This is a genomic window from Nocardia brasiliensis ATCC 700358, from assembly GCF_000250675.2.
Classification (GTDB): domain Bacteria; phylum Actinomycetota; class Actinomycetes; order Mycobacteriales; family Mycobacteriaceae; genus Nocardia; species Nocardia brasiliensis_B.
This window is the reverse complement of the sequence record NC_018681.1, coordinates 7,088,827-7,107,596: the sequence shown is the minus strand read 5'-3', so window position 1 is coordinate 7,107,596 and position 18,770 is coordinate 7,088,827. Positions and strand designations below refer to the sequence as shown.

Genomic DNA, 18,770 nt, shown 5'->3' with positions numbered 1-18,770 from the left:
CTGATCCGCCGCGCGGGGCTTCGCCGGCGGTTCGGCGCACGAATTCGGGTGCGGCGGAGAGCTTGCGCACGGCGCGGAATGGGCGACCGACCAGTCGGCGTTGCCAGGCGTGAGTTGATTCCGACAAAGAATGGCAGGATCGGACCCATGGCTGAACCAACCGCTACCTCCGCGAGCACCGCAGCACAACCGACCGAACTCTGGGTCGAGCGCACGGGGACGCGGGCGTACACCGGCCGCAGCTCGCGCGGCGCCGAAGTGCTGATCGCCTCGCAGGGCGTGCCCGGCGCCTTCACCCCCGGCGAGCTGCTGAAGATCGCGCTGGCCGGCTGCTCCGGGCTGAGCGCCGACTTCTCCCTCGCGCGCAAGCTCGGCGATTCCTTCGACGCGACCATTCGCGTCTCGGGCGACGCCGACCGGGAGAACGAGGTGTACCCGCAGCTGGACGAGTCGTTCGAACTCGATCTCAGCGAACTGGACGAGCAGGCGCGCGAGCGGTTGCTGGTGACGGTGCAGCGCGCCATCGACAAGGCCTGCACGGTGGGCCGCACCCTGCAAGCCGGGACGAAGGTGACCTTGTCCTTCGACATCGAGGCCTGATGGGGGAGGCGCTCGAAACCGTCCGGCTGAGCGCGTGGGTGCACGGCCGCGTCCAAGGCGTGGGATTTCGCTGGTGGACGCGGTCGCGGGCGCTGGAACTCGGGCTGAGCGGGCACGCGACCAACGCGCGCGACGGGCGGGTGCACGTCGTGGCGGAGGGCCCGCGCGCGGACTGCGCGCGGTTGCTCGAACTGTTACGGTCCGGCGATACTCCTGGTCGGGTGACGTTGGTTGTGGAAAGCTGGGAGCCCGCGCGGGGTGATTTGACCGGATTCGAGGAGCGTTAGTGGTGGCTCGGGCTAGGACGGGGACTCGACAGTGAGCACACAGAATCCGGGTGAGGACCGTTCCGGCGCCGGGCCGAACGAGGGCACCCCGCAGCCGCCGTCGAATCCCGTTCAGCCGCCGTCGAATCCAGGCCAGTCGTGGCACTCCGAGCCGCCGGCCGAGGCCGGCCCGCCGAGTGCCGGGCAACAGTGGAGCGCCGAGCCGCCCTTGGGGCCGATCCCCGGGCAGTTCGGCGCAACGCCGCCGAGCGAGCCCGGCGCCGGAGATCCGGCGCAACCTGCACGGCAAGGCAGTATGCAGCGGCAAGAAGCCGGCGTCACGCAGCCGCGACCACCGACCGTCGCCGAGGCTCGCGCCAGGGACAAGGCGCGCAAGCGGGCCGAAGCGGCGCAGCGTGCCGCGGCCGCCGCCGAAGAAGCCAAGAAGCGCGGCCGCAAACGGGTGATGATCGGCGGTGCCGCGATCGTCGGCGTCGCCGCGCTGGTCGGCGGCGGCTATCTCGCCTACCGGGCGATCACCGCGCCGGACAAAGTCACCGCGTCGTGCGTGAAGACCGAGAACGGCCAGGAAATCGTGGTCGAGGACAGCTACTGCGGCGACGGACGTCCCGGCTTCGTCGGTGACGGTGGACCGCACGTCAGCCCCGGCCTGATCATCCTCGGTGGCGGTCCGCAGTACCGCTACTACTACGGCGGCACCCCGACGATCGGCAAGCCGCCGACCGGCGGCACCACGGTGAAACCCAAGAGCGCCGAGATAAAGACCAAGAGCGGCACCACCGTTCAGCGCGGCGGGCTCGGCAGCAAGAGCACGGGCAGCGGGTCCTGATGCGGCGCGTGCGCAGTACACCCCGCCCGGGGTGGCAGCAGATCACCGAAAGCCAAGGGCTGGTCTACGGTTCGCCGGGCCGCGACGCCAGCGGTCAGCCGCGGCCGTACTGGGACGAATCGGTGCACTACGAGTTCGAGATGCCGGAAATCCTCGCGCTGGAAGCCGATGTCGAACTGCTGCACTCGATGTGCCTGAACGCGGTGGAGCACATCGTGCTCACCGAACGGTTCAAGGATTTCGGCCTGCCCGAATGGACCTGGGGACCGATCGCCGAATCCTGGCGGCGCAGCGACCCGCACGTCTACGGCCGCTTCGATCTGCGCTATGACGCGCGTCGTCCCGCGAAACTGCTCGAATACAACGCGGACACGCCGACCTCGCTGCTGGAGGCGGCGATCGTGCAGTGGCACTGGCTGACCGCGCTGTACCCCGACGGCGATCAGTGGAATTCGTTGCACGAGAAGCTGGTCGAACGCTGGACCGAGCTGCGGGACACGCTGCCGACCGCGCAGCTGCACTTCAGCTGGTCCGGCGCCGACGCCACCGGCGAGGACAACGTCACCACGGCCTACATGCAAGAGACGGCGGCCGAGGCCGGGTTCGACACCATCGCGCTACCCATCGAAGAGGTCGGATTCGACACGGAGCTGGAGCGTTTCGTGGATCTGGCCGAGGCGCCGATCGAAGCGATCTTCAAGCTGTACCCGTGGGAGTGGGCGCTCGACGACGATTTCGGCAAGCGCGTGGTCACGAGCCTGCCGCAGACGATGTGGATCGAGCCGCTCTGGAAGACATTGCTGAGCAACAAGGCGATCCTCGCGGTGCTGTGGGAGATGTACCCCGGTCACCCGAACCTGTTGCCCGCCTACCTCGATCAGCCCAACGAGCTCACCGAGTACATCCGCAAACCGAAGCTCGGCCGCGAGGGCGCCAACATGACCATCGTCGGCGCCGGACTGGAGACCGCCACCGGCGGTGTCTACGGCGAAGAAGGCTACGTCTACCAATTACTCGATCCGCTACCGGAATTCGACGACATGCGCCCCGTGCTGGGTGCCTGGATCGTCGGCGACACCGCGGCGGGCCTCGGCATCCGGGAGACCGCCGGATTGATCACCGACGACGGCTCCGCCTTCGTCCCGCACCGCATCGTCAGCTCGTAGCCAATTCACCTGGTAGTCAACACACCTCGGAAGGATCATGATGACCGCAGTCGCCCTCGAATCGGGGTACTGGAGCTCGCTCGGCGAGGGTGTCGGAGCGATCATCCTCTACGCCCTCATCGGTCTGGTGCTGATGCTCGTCGGCTTCTACGCCATCGACCTGACCACGCCGGGCAAGCTGCGCGCGCTGGTCGTCGAGGGCAAGCCCAACGCGATCATCGTCACCGCCGCGGGCATGATCAGCATGGCGTTCATCGTGGTGCTCGCCATCCTGGCCGTCGGCAGCGGCGGCAAGCTGTCCGAGGGGCTCATCGCCGCCCTGGTGTTCGGCCTGGTCGGCATTGTCGCGCAGGTCATTTCGGTGCGGGTGATCGAGAAGGCGCTCGGTATCGATATCGGCGCCGCCCTGCACTCCGAGACCTACACCACCGAGGTCCTCGTCGTGGCCGCGGCGCACTTCGCGTTGGGCCTGGTCGTCGCCTTCGCCATCCTCTGATTCGGCGGCGCGGTCCTCACGCGGCCGGCCGGTCGGCGGGTGCCAGGCCGAGGATGCGGCTGAGGTCGCGCAGGCATTCTTCGTAGACCGGCTCGAGGTCCGAGTACGCGAAGTCGAGCTGGTGCAGGACCTCCATGCAGAGCAGGCCATACAAGCGAATCCAACAGGACAGGAAGACGTGTGCGGCCGCGGGCGGCAGCTGTTCGCCGATGCTCGCCGAGTAGTCGATCAACTGCGCGCGTAAAGACGCGGGCAGCTCGGCCAGGTCCGGCACCGGGAACGGGCGGGTCTGCCAGAGTTCGATCGTCAGGTCGCGCAGCACGCGTTCGAAGCGCTGCCCGGCTCGATGGCGTTCGGAATCCGGGTGCCGGTTCGGGGGCGCGATCGGCGCGGTGAAGATCCAGCCGAACTCGGCCGGGTGCGTGATCGCCCAGGTGCGCATGGCGCGGCAGACCGCAAGGATGCGCTCGCCGACCGGCGCGTGCGCACGAGCGTCGCGCGCTTCTTCCATCGTGGCGGCCAGTTCGTCGAAGAAATCCGCGGTCACCGCGCCGACCAGGGCGTCGTGGCCGGCGTAGTAGTGGTAGAGCGCAGGTCCGCTCATGCCGACCTGCCGAGCCACCGCGTTGACCGTGACCGCGGCCGATCCCTGCTCGACCAGCAGTGTGCGTGCCGCCTCGTGCACTTCCCGCAAGGTGGCCTTGCGTTGCCGCTCGCGCCTGCCGCCGCTCTGTGTCGACATCCTCACCCTTCTGCTGATCTGTCGTGCCCGTTGACAGCTTAGGGCATCTATGGTGTCTTAGAGGCTCTAAATAATTTAGAGCCTCTAGGGAGTGAGCATGGGACGTTGGCGGTGGGCACCGGTGGTCGCACTGATCGTGACGGCGGTGTGGTGGCGGCAGTCCAGGGCGGCGCGGTTGCGCGACGGGTCGGTCCGCGTTCGTGCGGGGCGGCGATGAAGGCCCTCATCGTGGGTGGCGGGATCGGCGGGCTGGCGGCCGCGGTGGCGTTCCATCGACGCGGCTGGCAGGTGGAGGTGCTCGAACGTGCACCGCAGATCACCGAAATCGGTGCGGGACTGTCGATTCAGCCGAACGGGTTGCGCGCCCTGGACGCGCTCGGCCTCGGGGATCTGTTGCGTACCGGCGGTCCGGCCGGCCCGCCGCGGGGTATTCGAAACATCCATGGCGACTGGCTGATTCGCAATGACATCGAAGAACTCGAACGACGCTTCGGAGCGTGGGCGATCGTGCACCGCGCCGCGCTGGTGGACATCCTGCGTGCGGCCGTCCCCGCGGCGGCGCTGCGCCCCGGCAGCACCGCGCGGCAAGTGATCCCCGACGGCACAGTCCATTACGACGGAGGCACCACCACCGCTGATCTCGTGATCGGCGGCGATGGCGTGCACAGCGTGACCCGAAGATCGGTCTGGCCGCGTGCCGCGGGACCGCGCTACGTCGGCTACACCACCTGGCGGCTGCTCACGGCAGGAGGTTCCGTCGAGGGCAGCGTCGAAATATGGGGCAAGGGTGAGCGATTCGGTTACCTGCCGATGCCCGACGGCCGGGTCTACTGCTATCTGATGGGAAATGCCCCCGCCGGCTCCCGCGCGGGGCTCGATGAACTGCGTGCGCGGTTCGCGGACTGGCCGGACCCGGTCCCGGGCCTGCTCGCGGCGGCACACCCGGACGCCGTCCTGCAACACGACACCTATGAGCTGCCGAAGCTGCGCAGCTACGTCAGCGGGAAAGTCGCGGTGCTCGGGGACGCCGCGCACGCCATGGCGCCCAACCTCGGGCAGGGTGCCTGTCAGGCGCTGGAGGACGCTGTCACCCTCGCGGCGGCGGTGGACGCCCACGGGGTCGAGGCGGGGCTGGCGGAATACGACCGCCGCCGCAGGCCCCGTACCCAGATGATCGCTCAGCTCTCGCGCCGGGTCGGGGCGCCCGCGCACTGGAACTCTTCGCTGGCGACCGCGTTGCGGGACACCGCGCTTCCCCTCCTGCCCAGCTCGCTGCTGGGCCGATCGATCACGCCCACCTATTCCTGGACGCCCTGATCCGCTGGAACAGTTTCACTCGAAAGGCTGGCGCGATGCCCCTTCCTCGAATCGTCATTGCCGGCGTAGCGGTGATCACGATGCTCAGTGCCGTACTCGCCGATCTGGTCATACCGGACTTGTCCGCGCAGCACGCGTTCAACCCGAACTGGCCGCCGCACGCGAAGTTCCACGACGCTCAATACATGGTGATGACGGTGCTGCTCGGCCTCGTCGGGTTGGCACTCGCCCTGCCACCGGGTCGCGATGCGCGACGCGGGACACTGTGTGCCGCAGCGGTTGTGGCCATCCCGTGGCTCGGGATGGCCGGGGCGCTGCTGTTTCCCGGTACCGCTACCTATGATCCCGAGTTCGCCGGGCGAACGGTTTTCGTGCTCGGTATGCACGGGCAGATTTTCCTGGCGCTGATCCTGCTCACCGCCTTGGCCGGTGCGACTGCGGCGGTGTGGCGGAAAGCGGTTCGCTGATCCCGCGCTGCGGGCGGGTGCCGATCAGTGCGACAGCCGTTGCGGCGCAACAGATCACCGCGCTGGTCCAGACCGCGGCGCTCGGTGTGCCGGCCCAGGTGATCGCGATGCCCGCGACCGCGGGGCCGGTAGCCGCACCGATGTTGAGGGTGGCGGTGGCGAAAGCGCCGCTCAGCCGGGGAGCCGTCGGCGTCGCGGCACTGACGATGCGGCCGATCAGGGTGGAGCCGACCGCGAAGGATGCCGCGCCACAGACAGTGGTCATGATCAGCAGGACGGGCAGGTACTTCGCCGTCAAAGCGGTTGTGGACCAAGCGAATATCAGCGCCCCCGAGCCGATCGTGACGAGGGGAGTGGCGTAGCGATCGGCGTAGTGTCCGCCGAGGCTGACGCCGAGGAAGGAGCCGAGGCCGAACAGAGCCAAAATCACCGGTACCCACCCTTTTCCGGCACCGCCGACCTCCGTGGTCAGCACGGCGAGGTAGGTGAACGAGGCGAACGTCGCGGCGTTGACCAGAGCCCCCGCGACCAGCACCATCCGTACCGGCCGTTCGGTGATCGCTCGCCATTCCCGCCGGATCACCCCGCCTTCGGCGGTCGTGGCCGGCTCGATCCGCACGCGAACGAGCCCCCAAAGCGCCACCAGCGCAGGAACACTGGCCGCCACGACGGCCCAGAACGCTGACCGCCAGCCCCACGTCTGGCCGAGGAGCGCACCCGCCGGGACGCCGACGATGCACGCCAGCGTCACACCGGACAGGATGATCGCCGTCGCCCGGCCGACCCGGGCCGCGCCGACCAGGGCGGGCAACGACGCCAGCGCCACGGACAGAAACCCCGCGTAAGCCACCGCCGCTACCAGTCGAGTAGCAAGCAGCACAACGAAATTCGCGGTCAGCGCGCCGACCGCATGCGCACCGATGAACAACGCCAGAAACCCGGTCAGTGCGGAGCGCACCGGCCACCGTCCCGCCGTCATCGCCATCAGCGGTGCCCCCACGATCATCCCGACCGCGAACAGCGACGTCAGCGCGCCCGCCGCACCGAGCGATACCCCGACATCCCGCGATATGGGCTCCAGCAAGCCCGACAACATGAACTCCGATGTCCCCTGCGCGAACACGGCGACACCCATAACCCACACTAGAATTGGCACTACAAAACTCCAGGACTCGTCCGACACCGAGCCGCCCACCACTGAAAGTTCAGGCGGCAGAGCAGATCTCACCCATAAACGGGCAGCACTCAACGCCGCACAACCAGGTCCCGATCAACGCCACCCGATCACACGACAGGTGGCTAACGTCTGGACGCCTCCGGAGAAGTCACACGCGCACCCTAACAATGGCCCCACCGCGCCCGCCAACGGTTTTGTACCTGCGGACTATTGCGGGGTCAGATCGGCTCAGCCAGCCTGCAATCGGCGGGTGATCAGGGACCGGACAGCCTCTATCGATACCCCCGTGGTTCGACCGCCGCCGGCTTCGATGCGTGCTGCCTTCTCCACCATTCGCTGGTAGGAGCCGGGATCACGCTTCTCCATGACGACTGTGTGCTGCCATTTGTTGAGCAGCGCATGAATCTCTTCGAGCGTGTGCGACTTCTTGGCCTGCTCGAGGACCAGATCCCATTCGCGATCGAACTCGGCCCGTAGGTCGGGGGTGAGGGCGGCCCGCAGCGCCTTCGGTTCCGCAGCCGGCGCGGAGGACCCGTGGAGGGCGGGGGTGGCCATGGTTCCACCATAAGTGCCGCCGGTTGGTTGTCGGACCCGTGGCCTAATCTTCAAGCGCGTCGAGATCCGAATACTGTTCGTCTTCGATCCGTGGCGGTCGGCCATCCTGCTGGTCGCCGGAGACAAGGCGGGAGCATGGCAGCGGTGGTATCGGGACGCGATACTGCGCGCCGAAAAGCTTTACGACGCTTACTTGATCGAGCGACGCGAGGAGTTGCACCGATGACCACTCATCGACGTTGGCGCGACACCGGCCACCTCGACCGTGCGGTCGAGACGGCCGGCGGGCCCGAGGAATTCGAGGCGGGTGTCGAGCAGTTGCAGGACCGGGCGCGCGGCTGGCGACTGGCCGAACTGCGCAAGCACCGAGGACTCAGCCAAAAACAAGTGGCGGAGCAGATGGGTGTGTCCGTGGCGCGCGTCTCGCAGATCGAAAAGGGTGAGGTCGCCACGCGGGAGGTGTTGGACCGCTACGTATCCGCGTTGGGCGGCGTGCTGAAGCTCGTCGCCGATTTCGGCGACGAGCAACTGCGGGTGGGTTGAGGGTCAGTGGCCGCGGGCTATCCAGTCGGCGAGGGCGGGTTTTTCGGTGCCGATGGTGGTGGAGTCGCCGTGGCCGGTGTGCACGGTGGTTTCTTCGGGGAGGGTGAGTAGGCGGTCGCGGATGGAATCGATGATGGTGTCGAAGTCGGAGTAGGAGCGGCCGGTGGCGCCGGGGCCGCCGGAGAAGAGGGTGTCGCCGGTGAAGAGGGCGGTCGCTGCCGGAATGTGCAGGGAGACCGAGCCGGGGGAGTGGCCGGGGGTGTGCAGGATGTCGATGTCGATGTCGGCCACCGTGATTCGCGGGGTATCGGCCAGGGAACGGTAGTCGACATCGGGGTGGGTCATCCGCCACAGCGGGTCGTCACCGGGATGCAACAGGATCGGCGCGTCCAGGCGGGCGCTCAATTCCGGTGCGACAGTGACGTGGTCGTTGTGCCCGTGGGTGCAGAGGATGGCGACGACGTTGCGTGCGCCGACGGCCGCGGCGATCGCGTCCGCGTCGTGCGCGGCATCGACGACCAGCACGTCCCGGTCGTCGCCGATGAGCCAGACATTGTTGTCGACGTCCCAGGTGCCCCCGTCGAGGGAGAAGGTGCCGGAGGTGACGACGCGCTCGATCACCGGACCACCACCGAACGCAGCACGTCGCCCGCGTGCATCGCGGTGAACGCCTCCTCCACCTGATCGAGGGAGATCCGTTCGGTGACAAAGCGTTCCAGCGGCAGCCGGCCCTGCAGGTGCAGGTCGATCAGGGTCGGGAAGTCGCGCTCGGGCAGGCAGTCGCCGTACCAGGAGGATTTCAGCGCGCCGCCGCGGGAGAACAGATCGATCAACGGCATCTCGATGGTCATATCGGGGGTGGGGACGCCGACAAGGACCACGGTGCCCGCCAGGTCGCGCGCGTAGAACGCCTGCTTCCAGGTTTCCGGCCGGCCCACCGCCTCGATGACGACGTCGGCACCGAACTCGTCGGTGTACTCCTGGATCTTCGCGACCACGTCCTCGCTGCTCGCATCGATGGTGTGGGTGGCGCCGAAGTCCTTGGCCCAGGTGAGCTTTCGCGGGTCGCGGTCAACCGCGATGATGGTCTTCGCGCCGGCCAGCCGGGCGCCCGCGATGGCCGCGTCGCCGACACCGCCGCAGCCGAGCACCGCGACGGTATCGCCGCGCGAGACGTTGCCGGTGTTCATCGCCGCGCCGATGCCCGCCATCACGCCGCAGCCGAGCAGTCCGGCCACCGCCGGGTCGGCGGCGGGATCGACCTTGGTGCACTGTCCTTCGTGCACGAGCGTCTTGTCGACGAAGGCGCCGATGCCCAGGGCCGGGCTCAGCTCGGTGCCGTCGGTGAGCGTCATCTTCTTGCTGGCGTTGTTGCTGGCGAAGCAGTACCAGGGGCGGCCGCGGCGACAGGCCCGGCATTCGCCGCAGACGGCACGCCAGTTGAGGACCACGAAGTCGCCGGGCTGCACGTGGGTGACCGCGTCGCCGACCGTCTCCACGAGGCCCGCGGCCTCGTGGCCGAGCAGGAAGGGGAACTCGTCGTTGATGCCGCCCTCGCGGTAGTGCAGGTCGGTGTGGCAGACGCCGCAGGCCTGGACGCGCACGACCACATCGTGCGGTCCGGGATCCGGAATCACCACGTCCACGACCTCGACCGGCGCGCCTTTGCTACGGGCGATGACACCGCGCACGGTTTCCGACACCTATGCCTCCTGGGAGTTTTCGTGGACGCGGACCGTCCGGCCGCGAGCTGACCTTTCGTCCATACTGCCGCGCCCGCGATTCGGACACCAGCGGCGGACCGAGCGGGGTTGACATTCCACTATGGAAGGAGCATGATCTAGCCATATTCCACTATGGAGGGTGGAATCGCCGACAAGGACTTCACATGGACATCTCGACCGGAACGCGCGCCTCGAACGCCGAACGCGACAAGGTGGTCCGGCTGCTCGCCAGGCACCTCGAAGACGGGCGAATCGACCTCGCCGAATACGACCAGCGCACCGCCCAGGTGTACGCCACGACCACCACCGACGACCTGCAACTCGTGCTGTCGGACCTGCCCAAGCTCACGAAAGAGACTGCCGGGCAAGCGGGCTCACGCATTCCGATCTGGCAGAAGATCGAGGGCACCAGCTGGCTCGGCGTGAGCGTGCTCGTCCTGTTCATCTGGGCCGCGATCTCGCTCAGCGTCGGCGAATTCACCTACCCCTGGCCGATCTGGGTGATCGTCCCGTGGGGCGCGGTCCTCGTCTTCCGCATGCTCACCGGCCTCGAATCCGGAAAATACTCCCGCCGCACCCACTGACGGAACAAAGTCGGCCGACCCGGCGCTGCCCGTGCTTTATGCGCGGTCAGCGCCGGACTGCGTTCCGCGTGTGCGAGGGGTAAGGCCCACACACCACGACGTAGTGGTGAGGAAGGCGACATGATGCGCCGCGAGGTCACCGACGTGATGTACCGCGGTGTTCAGGGCAGCAGGCGGTCCTTCCGTGGGCTGTCACGGGGCCCACGGTGCGGAGGGCAACAAGGTGTCGGCCAGAGCCGTTCGGTCCGGCGATGCAGCGTGGCGATGGGCGGGGTGCCGGTGCGATTCGGCAGGGTGCGGTGCAGGTGAAATGGCTTAGGGCTGACGGGGTCTCGCACCGTAGGAGGTGGTGCGGCGCGGTGCTTCGGTGGAATTCGGCGGCGCGACGTAGCGGCGTCGACGGGAGGGGGCCCGGTATTCTTCCGCCTGCTGCTCGGGCCACGGCTCAGAGTCCTCGTTGCGCTGCCTGCCGGGGCGTTCGCTCCACACCGGCGCGGGCCCCCGACCCAGTGCTTCCGCGCCCGGAGGTGGTCGTCGCGCCGAAAGCGGTGCACGCCGTGGAACTTCGGGGCGGGGCGCGCGCCGCGGTTCCTCGTAACGGTCGGCGGCGTCCTGCTGATAGTCCGGCTCCGCGTACGAAGGCCGAGCACCGGCGGGCTGCACGTGCCCCCGCGGATCCTCGTACGATTCACCGCCATCCTGTCCATACCCGTGCTCGTCCCGCCGAGCCCAAGCGGGACCGGACTCTGCCTGCGACCGACCACGCGCCCGCCACCGCGGCTCCTCGTACACAACGCTTTCCGGCTCCACTTCCCACACCGACCGCGTCGAAGCAGGCTCGTCCGCGCGACCCCGCGACCGCGGCGCCGAAGCCTCTGGCCCCCGAGCCGATTGGGCGGACGCAGGTTCGTACCTGCCGTCCCGCGCCGTCCACGCGGCCGGTTCGCTCTCCTCGGTCGATGCCGGTTCGTCAGCGTGGTGGTGTGGCCGTCGTGCTGAATCCTCCCATGCCGATTCGTCGGCGCGGCTGTGCGCCCGGCGCGCCGAAGCCTCGGACGTCCATGCCGATTGGGCTGACGCGGGTTCGTAGCCTCGGTCGCGCGTCGGCCACGACGGCGGTTCGGCTCCCCACGCCGAGGGTGCTGCGGCTGAATGCTCGGCGCGATTGCGTGACTGGCGCGCCGGTGCCTCGGGTTCTCGAGATCGGCCCGGCATGGCGTCGTGGGTTCGGTTGTGCGACTGCGGTGTACGTGGCTCGGCGTCCCACGTCGGCTGGGCGGGTTCGTCGGCGCGGTCGCGCGCCGTCCATGCGGCCTGGGTGGCGGCGGATGCCGCAGCGCTTCGGCGTGACCGCCGCGCAGGAGGTTCGGCCTCCTGCGGGTACGGTTCCTCGACCTCGTCCGCGCGACTGCGCGACCTGCGCGACGGTGGTTCGGGGGCGCGTTGCGGCCAGTGCGGGGCGGGGTCGTGACGCCGTTCGGGGACGAGGCGGGGGAGACCGGGGACGAGCAGGGGGATCTCCCTGGTGTCCTGGGTGGCGCTGACGCCTTTCTCTCGGTAGGTCGCCGGGATGTCGTGGGCGCGCAACCAGGCGCCGGGATCGTGTCTTCCGTGCCGATCCAGCTGGGGCACAACATCTTCGAGCAGGTCGAGGATCTCCCCCTCGGGATCGCCGAGGGCGTCGCGGATCGCGGGAAAGGTGTCGGGGTGGAAGATCCACATCCACTCGTACGCCGGATAGGTGCCACCACGGTCGTGTCCGTGGAAGAGGAGATCGCCGGAACGCCCGAGCTTGGCGCGCATCGACCAGCCCTCGGATTCGACCAGGAACTCGTGGGTTTCGCTGCGCCCGCTCCGCGCTTCGTCCCGGCCGGCACCGGATCTGCCCGGTTTCCACCAACTCTCGGGCCCGAGGCCGGACGCTTTGCGTCCCGCGGCGCGAATCCGGGCGGCGACGGATTCGCCGGTGGGCGCCCGATCGTCGCGCCGAGTTACCCGGTGCCCCATACGAGTTGCCGCTCGCTCCGCCCGGTCCTCGGCATACTCCGAGCGAATTCCGCTGGCGCCCCGGCGAACCGAGGCATGCGTGCTCCGCGCCGCGACCGGTTCAGCCGGAATGTCCGCCTCGTCGCCGATGTACTCGCGGAAATCCGTCACCTTGATCTCGAACCATGCCAGCCCGATCCCGACGGCCAGAAACAGTCCCGCGCCCGCGACCTCGAGCCACCGATCGGCGAGCAGCGCGCTCTTGCTGTACTCGCACGCATAGAGAAACAGCAGGCTGCCGAGCACCAGAGCCGCGATTCGGGCAAGCCGGAACGCCGTTCTGGTCCCGGTTCGAGCTGGCATCGGCGTGGCGCTCCAAATATTCCCGCTGGCGGATCGACTGGATCGTATGCGGCGTCGTCGCCGCGCGGCAGAGCGTCCGGCAAGTCGGTCCGTCTTTTGGTGTAAAGGTCGTGTCGAGGTCGATCAACAGCCCCGTAGTCGTCACCTTTCGTCGATACCTCGCGTCGAGGCCGGCGGGTCGTGCCGCGAGCACATCGGCCGGGCGCGCCGACGGCCGAAACGCGACATCCGGCTAACTCCGAGCGCATCGAAATACGGGATATCGTGGGCCGACTCGATAACCTACGGGTACCGCCGAACCGCCATGCGGCGACGCGGCCTGTCCCGCGTCGGGGGCACTCGGTCCGCGACGGATACCATGACTGGTCGCCTGCATCGATGAGCAGGCGGAATATGGCGGCGTGCACACCGGCAACGAATAACGAAAGGTCGTCGGACTTGCATCTGAAGAGCCTGACGCTGAAGGGCTTCAAGTCCTTCGCGTCCGCGACGACGCTGCGCCTGGAACCCGGCATCACGTGTGTGGTCGGTCCGAACGGATCCGGCAAGTCCAACGTGGTCGACGCGCTCACCTGGGTGATGGGTGAGCAGGGGGCCAAGGCGCTGCGCGGCGGCAAGATGCAGGACGTGATCTTCGCGGGCACCGCGGGCCGGGCCCCGCTGGGGCGTGCCGAGGTGACCCTCACCATCGACAACTCCGACGGCGCACTGCCGATCGACTACGCCGAGGTGTCCATCACCCGGCGCATGTTCCGCGACGGCGCGGGCGAATACGAGATCAACGGGAGCACCTGCCGGCTGATGGACGTGCAGGAACTGCTCAGTGACTCCGGCATCGGCCGCGAGATGCACGTCATCGTGGGCCAGGGGCAGCTCTCGGCGATTCTGGAATCGCGCCCGGAGGACCGGCGCGCGTTCATCGAAGAGGCCGCGGGCGTGCTCAAGCACCGCAAACGGAAAGAGAAGGCGGTCCGCAAGCTCGAGGCGATGCAGGCCAACCTGGCCCGGCTCACCGACCTCACCACCGAGTTGCGCCGTCAGCTCAAACCGCTCGGCCGGCAGGCCGAGGTGGCGCGCCGCGCGCAGACCGTGCAGGCCGACCTGCGCGACGCCCGGATGCGCCTGGCCGCGGACGATCTGGTGACCCGCCGCGGCGAGCTGGAGAGCCAGCAGAGCAAGGAAGCCTACGCCCGCGAGCAGCACATCACCGTGCAGAGCGAACTCGACGCCGCCAATGCCGCGCTCGCCCAGCAGGAATTTCAGCTGTCCCGGTTGACGCCGAGTGCGGAAGCCGCCGCGCAGATCTGGTTCCAGCTGTCGGCGCTGGCCGAGCGGGTCAACGCGACCATTCGGATCGCGCAGGATCGGGCCCGTCATCTCGACACCGAAGCGCCGGTCGGCACGGGACGCGACCCGGAACAGTTGGAAGCCGAAGCCGAACGGGTCGAAGCCGAGGAAGCCGAACTGCGCGAAGCCGTCGAGATCGCGACCGAGACGCTTGAGGCGGCCCGCGACGCACTGGCCGAACGCGAACACTCCGCCAAGGCCGCCGAGCAGGCGCACCTCGCCGCCGTGCGGGCGATCGCGGACCGGCGGGAAGGCGTGGCGCGGCTCGCGGGCAAGGTCGACACGCTGCGCACCCGGACGCAATCGGTGGACGCCGAGATCTCCCGGCTCACCACCGCGATCGCCGACGCCCGGCAGCGCGGCGAGGCCGCGCAGGCCGAATTCGACACGGTGCAGGCCGAACTCACCGAGTTGGACGCCGGCGAGGCCGGCCTGGACGCCCAGCACGAGCACGCGGTGCAGGCGCTCGCCCTGGCCGACCAGCGGGTGACCGAACTACGCGAACAGGATCGCGAGGCGAGCAAGCGGGTCGCGTCGCTCTCGGCGCGGATCGAGGCGCTCGGCATGAACCTCGCCCGCCGTGACGGCGCCGCCTGGCTGGTCGAGCACCGGTCCCAGGGGCTGCTGGGCCCGCTGTCCGGTCTGCTGCGGGTGCACGGCGGTTTCGAAGCCGCGGTCGCTACCGCGCTCGGCCCGCTCGCCGACGCGGTCGCCGCCGACACCGGTGAGTCCGCGCACGCCGCGATCCGCGCACTGAAGGAAGCCGACGGCGGCCGCGCCGCACTGGTATTCGGCGCCGACGGCGGCCACCGCCCGCATCCCGGCCCGCTGCCCGGCGCGGCCCGCTGGCTGTCCGACGTGGTCGAGTGCCCGGACAGCGTGCGCGCGGCGATCATGGCGCTCACCGCCGGTATCGCCGTCGCCGACGATCTGGCCGCGGCCCGTGCGGTACTCGCGGCCCGCCCGGACGTGCGGGTGGTCACCCGCGACGGCGACCTCACCGGAACCGGGTGGCTGCTCGGCGGCTCCGACCGCGCGCCCAGCCAACTGGAGATCCAGGCCGATATCGACACCGCCAAGGCTGATCTGGTCGCGGCGCAACGCCGGGCCGAAGAACTGGAAGCCGCCCTGTCCGGCGCACTGGCCGAACAGGCGGACCGCAAGGACGCCGTCGATCAGGCGTTGCTCGCGTTGCACGAATCCGATCAGTCCCTGGTCGCCATCTATGACCGGCTCGGCCGGCTCGGGCACGCGGCCCGCACCGCGCAGGCCGACAACGACCGGCTGCTCGCCCAGCGCGCGGAAACCGAAGCGAGCCGGGAAGAATCGCTTACCTCGCTCGCCGAACTCGAAGACCGGTTGCGCAACGCCGAACTGGAACAGACCGAGATCGACTCCGACGGCACCGCGGCGGGCACCGAGACCGCGGGCCGGGAACGCGAAGAAGCCGCGGCCGCGCTCGCCGAGGCCAGGTCGATGGAGGTCGAGGCGCGCCTGTCGGTGCGCACCGCCGAGGAACGCGCGGAATCGGTACGCGGCAAGGCGGATTCGCTGCGCCGCGCGGCCCGCGCCGAACGGGAGACGCGGGCCAGGGCCGAACGGGCCCAGGCCTCGCGTAAGAAGGCCGCCGAAGTCGCCGCCGCGGTCGCCGAATCCGGTGCCAAGGTCGCCGCCGAACTGGAAAAGGTGGTGGCGGAGGCGGGTGCCCGCCGCGACGATCTGGTCCGCCGCCGCGGCGAAGCCGCCGCCCAGGTCGAGCAGGTCAAGGAGCGGGTGCGCGCGCTGTCCGCCCAGCTCGCCCAGCTCACCGATGCGGTGCACCGCGACGAAGTCGCGAAAGCTCAGGCGGCCCTGCGCATCGAGCAGCTCGAGGCGACGATCTCCGAACAGTTCGGTATCGCGCTCAGCGATTTGATCGCCGAGTACGGCCCCGACGTGCCGTTGCCGCCGACCGACCTGGAATGGCAGGAGTACGAGCAGGCCAAGGAACGCGGCGAACAGGTCACCGCGCCCGCCCCGATGCCCTACGACCGCCAGACCCAGGAGCGGCGTGCCAAACGCGCCGAGAAGGACCTCACCACGCTCGGCAAGGTGAATCCCCTTGCGCTGGAAGAGTTCGCCGCGCTCGAAGAGCGCTACAACTTCCTCGCCACCCAGCTCGAGGATGTGAAGAGCGCGCGCAAGGACCTGCTCGACGTGGTCGCCGAGGTGGACGCTCGCATCCTGCAGGTGTTCACCGAGGCGTGGGAGGACGTGGAACGCGAATTCGTCGGCGTGTTCGCGAAGCTGTTCCCCGGCGGCGAGGGCAGGCTGCTGCTCACCGACCCGTCCGACATGCTCACCACCGGTATCGAGGTGGAGGCGCGCCCGCCCGGCAAGAAGGTGAAGCGGCTGTCGCTGCTGTCCGGCGGCGAGAAGTCCCTCACCGCCGTGGCCCTGCTGGTCGCCATCTTCCGCGCCCGTCCCTCACCGTTCTACGTGATGGACGAGGTCGAGGCCGCCTTGGACGACACCAACCTGCGCCGCCTCATCGGCCTCTTCGAGCAGCTCCGCGAAAAGAGCCAGCTCATCGTCATCACCCACCAGAAACCCACCATGGAGATCGCCGACGCCCTCTACGGCGTCAGCATGCGCGGCGACGGCATCACCCAGGTCATCTCCCAACGTCTCCGCGGCGAAAACCTCACCCCCGCGGGCGCGGCGTAGTTCTCGTCCACCTCGAGCACGCGCCCGAGTCCGATAGTCCCGGTCCATCGTGGGACACCGTTGTCCCGCGGTGGCCGATTGTTCACCGCGGGGCGGTGGTCCGGTCGCTGTCGAGCAGGGATTTGATTTGGGCGCCACCGGTTTCGGCCAGCCAGGTGTCGAAGGTGCGGAGGCCGGGGTGGATCCGGCGGACGGTGTCGATGTCGGCGCGCCAGCCGCCGGTTTCGCGCATCAGCCGCCAGGTGTAGGCGATCGATGCGCCGAGGGAGGCGGCGTAGGCCTCGTCCAGTTCCTGGTAGCGGACGGGGTGGCCGGTGGCGGCGGCGATCGCGGCGGCGGCATCCGGTGGGGTGAGGGCGTCGCCGGCCAGCTCCAGGGTCCGGCCGTGGAAGCGGTCGGGGTCGGCGAAGACCAGGGCGGCGATCTCGGCGACATCGGCGACCGCGATGACCTTCATCGGTCGGTCGGCCGGGAACATGTGCCGGTGCACGCCGTCGACGATGCCGTCGATCGGCAGGCCGCGCAGCAGATAGTTCTCCATGAACCGGACCGGGCGCAGCAGGGTGTAGCGCGCCCCGCTGGTCGCGACCGCGGTTTCGATGCGCTCTTTGCCGCTCGCACCCCACGACGTGTCCTCGTTGAACGAGGCGATACCGGTGAACACGATCTGCGCCACCCCGGCTCGGCGGGCCGCGTCGACGAGCGCTTCGCCGCGTCGCGCTTCCCGCTCGACATCCCAGCCGTCCGGGTCGTAGGCGGCGGGCGGGACCGCGAAAAGGGCTGTGGCACCGGCTAGTGCGGCGGGCAGGGTGGTGGGGTCGTCGAAATCGCCGACCGCGAGTTCGGCGCCCGCGGCGGCGAGCGCTCGTGCGGCCGGGGCGTGCGGGTCGCGCACCAGGGCGCGGACCGCCCGGCCGCCCGCGAGCAGTGTGCGGGCGGTCGCGCCGCCCTGCTTGCCGGTGGCGCCGGTGACCAGGATGAGGTGCTGCGAAGAAGACATGCTCGCCTTGTCTGTCGATAGAATCGGGTCGGACAACCCGTATTTCGAGACCGTACGGGTGGCCTGGCCCGCTCGACCAGGTCGGAAAACGGAAGGCCGTAACGAATTGACTGCCGCAGCCACCGCCCGCAGCGACGCCACCCGCAATCGCGCGGCGGTGCTGTCCGCCGCGCAACGCGCGTTCGCCGAGCAGGGGCCGACGGTTTCGCTGGCCGAGGTGGCCCGGCGTGCCGGGGTCGGCGCGGGCACCGTCTACCGCCACTTCCCGACGAAAGTCGAGCTGCTGGAAGCGGTTGTGCAGCAGCGCGTGGATCGGCTCGCCCAACTGGCCACCGACCATCTGGGCGCGCCGGATCCCGGGGCCGCCTTCTTCGATTTCTGCACGCAGGTGGTCGTTTCGACGCCGGGCAATCAGGCGCTGTGCGATCTCGTGCAATCCGACGACGGTTGGCCGCGCGCCCTGTTGATGAGTGCGGGTGCCCGATTCCATCAGGCGCTCGGGGAGCTGCTGGCCGCCGCGCAGCGGCAGGGCGCGGTCCGCCCGGATCTCGAGGTGCCGGATGTGCTGGCGATTTTCACCGGTTGCGTTGCCATCCAACGACTTCGACCGACCGACGGCGCACTGGGCCGCGCGGCCGCGTTGGTCATCGACGCGATGCGCGCCTCGGGCGTAACGAATCGCCCCGTCGCGGTGGGCGAAACTCGTAACGAAACAGCGGATAGTAACGAAACGCGGTGCCCGGTCTGCGCCCGTGCCGTCCGGCATTCGGGCACCGGCCGTCGTCCGCGATATTGCTCGCCCGCCTGCCGGCAGAAGGCGCACCGCCGCCGCGCGGCGACGACGCGAGCACGTGGCGCATAAGCGACACGTGTCGAGACCC

Annotated in this window: 19 protein-coding genes; 12 read left to right on the top strand and 7 right to left on the bottom strand. The window is 69.2% G+C overall.

What is annotated here, in order from left to right; translation table 11 throughout:
• Positions 1-147: 147 nt before the first annotated feature.
• The 5 genes from O3I_RS31545 to O3I_RS31525 all read left to right on the top strand — a co-directional run bounded on the left by O3I_RS31545 (position 148) and on the right by O3I_RS31525 (position 3,378).
• Positions 148-600, top strand: coding sequence for an OsmC family protein (locus O3I_RS31545; RefSeq protein WP_014987079.1), 453 nt, complete (start codon positions 148-150; stop codon positions 598-600).
• Complete coding sequence (locus tag O3I_RS31540) at positions 600-887, top strand: acylphosphatase (RefSeq protein ID WP_014987078.1); 288 nt, start codon at positions 600-602, stop codon at positions 885-887. The genes O3I_RS31545 and O3I_RS31540 overlap by 1 nt, the downstream gene beginning before the upstream one ends.
• A gap of 295 nt (positions 888-1,182) precedes the next feature.
• The gene (locus O3I_RS31535) at positions 1,183-1,716 is read left to right on the top strand and encodes a hypothetical protein (RefSeq protein WP_141691650.1); all 534 of its coding nucleotides are present in this window, start codon (positions 1,183-1,185) and stop codon (positions 1,714-1,716) included.
• A complete protein-coding gene (locus O3I_RS31530) occupies positions 1,716-2,882 on the top strand; it encodes a glutathionylspermidine synthase family protein (RefSeq protein ID WP_014987076.1) in 1,167 nt (388 codons plus the stop codon). Before O3I_RS31535 ends, O3I_RS31530 begins: the two co-directional genes overlap by 1 nt.
• Positions 2,883-2,922: 40 nt before the next feature.
• Positions 2,923-3,378 (top strand): DUF350 domain-containing protein, encoded by a 456-nt coding sequence (locus O3I_RS31525; protein ID WP_014987075.1) that lies wholly within the window; start codon positions 2,923-2,925, stop codon positions 3,376-3,378.
• Positions 3,379-3,394: 16 nt separating this feature from the next.
• Here the strand turns inward: O3I_RS31525 and O3I_RS31520 are convergent, their stop codons facing one another.
• Positions 3,395-4,120 (bottom strand): TetR/AcrR family transcriptional regulator, encoded by a 726-nt coding sequence (locus O3I_RS31520; RefSeq protein ID WP_014987074.1) that lies wholly within the window; start codon positions 4,118-4,120, stop codon positions 3,395-3,397.
• Positions 4,121-4,333: 213 nt separating this feature from the next.
• Here O3I_RS31520 and O3I_RS31515 point away from each other — a divergent pair, with 213 nt between their 5' ends.
• Together O3I_RS31515 and O3I_RS31510 are read left to right on the top strand one after the other, a co-directional pair.
• Positions 4,334-5,437 carry an FAD-dependent monooxygenase gene (locus O3I_RS31515; RefSeq protein ID WP_041562992.1) on the top strand — a complete coding sequence of 368 codons (1,104 nt, stop codon included), beginning with the start codon at positions 4,334-4,336 and terminating at the stop codon, positions 5,435-5,437.
• A 35-nt stretch (positions 5,438-5,472) separates the two neighbouring features.
• On the top strand, positions 5,473-5,904 hold the full coding sequence (locus O3I_RS31510) for a DUF6640 family protein (RefSeq protein ID WP_041562991.1): 432 nt from the start codon (positions 5,473-5,475) through the stop codon (positions 5,902-5,904).
• Here O3I_RS31510 and O3I_RS31505 read toward each other — a convergent pair.
• Positions 5,852-7,060, bottom strand: a complete 1,209-nt coding sequence (locus O3I_RS31505; protein WP_041562990.1) for a Cmx/CmrA family chloramphenicol efflux MFS transporter — start codon at positions 7,058-7,060, stop codon at positions 5,852-5,854. The two genes, O3I_RS31510 and O3I_RS31505, sit on opposite strands and share 53 nt — an antisense overlap.
• Before the next feature lie 249 nt (positions 7,061-7,309).
• The gene (locus O3I_RS31500; protein ID WP_014987070.1) at positions 7,310-7,636 is read right to left on the bottom strand and encodes a DUF6247 family protein; all 327 of its coding nucleotides are present in this window, start codon (positions 7,634-7,636) and stop codon (positions 7,310-7,312) included.
• A 13-nt stretch (positions 7,637-7,649) separates the two neighbouring features.
• On the opposite strand from O3I_RS31500, the gene O3I_RS31495 reads away from it, so the two are divergent.
• Both O3I_RS31495 and O3I_RS31490 read left to right on the top strand, forming a co-directional pair.
• A complete protein-coding gene (locus O3I_RS31495) occupies positions 7,650-7,862 on the top strand; it encodes a type II toxin-antitoxin system RelE/ParE family toxin (protein ID WP_014987069.1) in 213 nt (70 codons plus the stop codon).
• Positions 7,859-8,179 (top strand): helix-turn-helix domain-containing protein, encoded by a 321-nt coding sequence (locus tag O3I_RS31490; RefSeq protein ID WP_014987068.1) that lies wholly within the window; start codon positions 7,859-7,861, stop codon positions 8,177-8,179. The genes O3I_RS31495 and O3I_RS31490 overlap by 4 nt, the downstream gene beginning before the upstream one ends.
• Before the next feature lie 3 nt (positions 8,180-8,182).
• On the opposite strand, the gene O3I_RS31485 is transcribed toward O3I_RS31490, so the two are convergent.
• Both O3I_RS31485 and O3I_RS31480 read right to left on the bottom strand, forming a co-directional pair.
• Positions 8,183-8,800 (bottom strand): MBL fold metallo-hydrolase, encoded by a 618-nt coding sequence (locus O3I_RS31485; protein ID WP_014987067.1) that lies wholly within the window; start codon positions 8,798-8,800, stop codon positions 8,183-8,185.
• On the bottom strand, positions 8,797-9,882 hold the full coding sequence (locus O3I_RS31480; protein ID WP_014987066.1) for an S-(hydroxymethyl)mycothiol dehydrogenase: 1,086 nt from the start codon (positions 9,880-9,882) through the stop codon (positions 8,797-8,799). The genes O3I_RS31485 and O3I_RS31480 overlap by 4 nt, the downstream gene beginning before the upstream one ends.
• 185 nt (positions 9,883-10,067) lie before the next feature.
• On the opposite strand from O3I_RS31480, the gene O3I_RS31475 reads away from it, so the two are divergent.
• Positions 10,068-10,487, top strand: coding sequence for a DUF1707 SHOCT-like domain-containing protein (locus tag O3I_RS31475; protein ID WP_014987065.1), 420 nt, complete (start codon positions 10,068-10,070; stop codon positions 10,485-10,487).
• 315 nt (positions 10,488-10,802) lie between these two features.
• On the opposite strand, the gene O3I_RS31470 is transcribed toward O3I_RS31475, so the two are convergent.
• The gene (locus tag O3I_RS31470) at positions 10,803-12,836 is read right to left on the bottom strand and encodes a hypothetical protein (RefSeq protein WP_141691633.1); all 2,034 of its coding nucleotides are present in this window, start codon (positions 12,834-12,836) and stop codon (positions 10,803-10,805) included.
• Positions 12,837-13,274: 438 nt separating this feature from the next.
• Here O3I_RS31470 and smc point away from each other — a divergent pair, with 438 nt between their 5' ends.
• Complete coding sequence (gene smc, locus O3I_RS31465) at positions 13,275-16,889, top strand: chromosome segregation protein SMC (protein WP_014987063.1); 3,615 nt, start codon at positions 13,275-13,277, stop codon at positions 16,887-16,889.
• Positions 16,890-16,971: 82 nt separating this feature from the next.
• Here the strand turns inward: smc and O3I_RS31460 are convergent, their stop codons facing one another.
• The gene (locus O3I_RS31460) at positions 16,972-17,889 is read right to left on the bottom strand and encodes an NmrA family NAD(P)-binding protein (RefSeq protein ID WP_014987062.1); all 918 of its coding nucleotides are present in this window, start codon (positions 17,887-17,889) and stop codon (positions 16,972-16,974) included.
• A 106-nt stretch (positions 17,890-17,995) separates the two neighbouring features.
• Between O3I_RS31460 and O3I_RS31455 the strand changes: the two genes are divergently transcribed.
• The gene (locus O3I_RS31455) at positions 17,996-18,751 is read left to right on the top strand and encodes a TetR/AcrR family transcriptional regulator (protein WP_041562989.1); all 756 of its coding nucleotides are present in this window, start codon (positions 17,996-17,998) and stop codon (positions 18,749-18,751) included.
• Positions 18,752-18,770: the final 19 nt, after the last annotated feature.

Coding starts and splice junctions, on each gene's coding strand:
- O3I_RS31545 (WP_014987079.1), top strand. CDS start 148: ATGGCTGAACCAACCGCTACCTCCGCGAGCACCGCAGCACAACCGACC.
- O3I_RS31540 (WP_014987078.1), top strand. CDS start 600: ATGGGGGAGGCGCTCGAAACCGTCCGGCTGAGCGCGTGGGTGCACGGC.
- O3I_RS31535 (WP_141691650.1), top strand. CDS start 1,183: ATGCAGCGGCAAGAAGCCGGCGTCACGCAGCCGCGACCACCGACCGTC.
- O3I_RS31530 (WP_014987076.1), top strand. CDS start 1,716: ATGCGGCGCGTGCGCAGTACACCCCGCCCGGGGTGGCAGCAGATCACC.
- O3I_RS31525 (WP_014987075.1), top strand. CDS start 2,923: ATGACCGCAGTCGCCCTCGAATCGGGGTACTGGAGCTCGCTCGGCGAG.
- O3I_RS31520 (WP_014987074.1), bottom strand. CDS start 4,120: ATGTCGACACAGAGCGGCGGCAGGCGCGAGCGGCAACGCAAGGCCACC.
- O3I_RS31515 (WP_041562992.1), top strand. CDS start 4,334: ATGAAGGCCCTCATCGTGGGTGGCGGGATCGGCGGGCTGGCGGCCGCG.
- O3I_RS31510 (WP_041562991.1), top strand. CDS start 5,473: ATGCCCCTTCCTCGAATCGTCATTGCCGGCGTAGCGGTGATCACGATG.
- O3I_RS31500 (WP_014987070.1), bottom strand. CDS start 7,636: ATGGCCACCCCCGCCCTCCACGGGTCCTCCGCGCCGGCTGCGGAACCG.
- O3I_RS31490 (WP_014987068.1), top strand. CDS start 7,859: ATGACCACTCATCGACGTTGGCGCGACACCGGCCACCTCGACCGTGCG.
- O3I_RS31475 (WP_014987065.1), top strand. CDS start 10,068: ATGGACATCTCGACCGGAACGCGCGCCTCGAACGCCGAACGCGACAAG.
- O3I_RS31470 (WP_141691633.1), bottom strand. CDS start 12,836: ATGCCAGCTCGAACCGGGACCAGAACGGCGTTCCGGCTTGCCCGAATC.
- O3I_RS31460 (WP_014987062.1), bottom strand. CDS start 17,889: ATGTCTTCTTCGCAGCACCTCATCCTGGTCACCGGCGCCACCGGCAAG.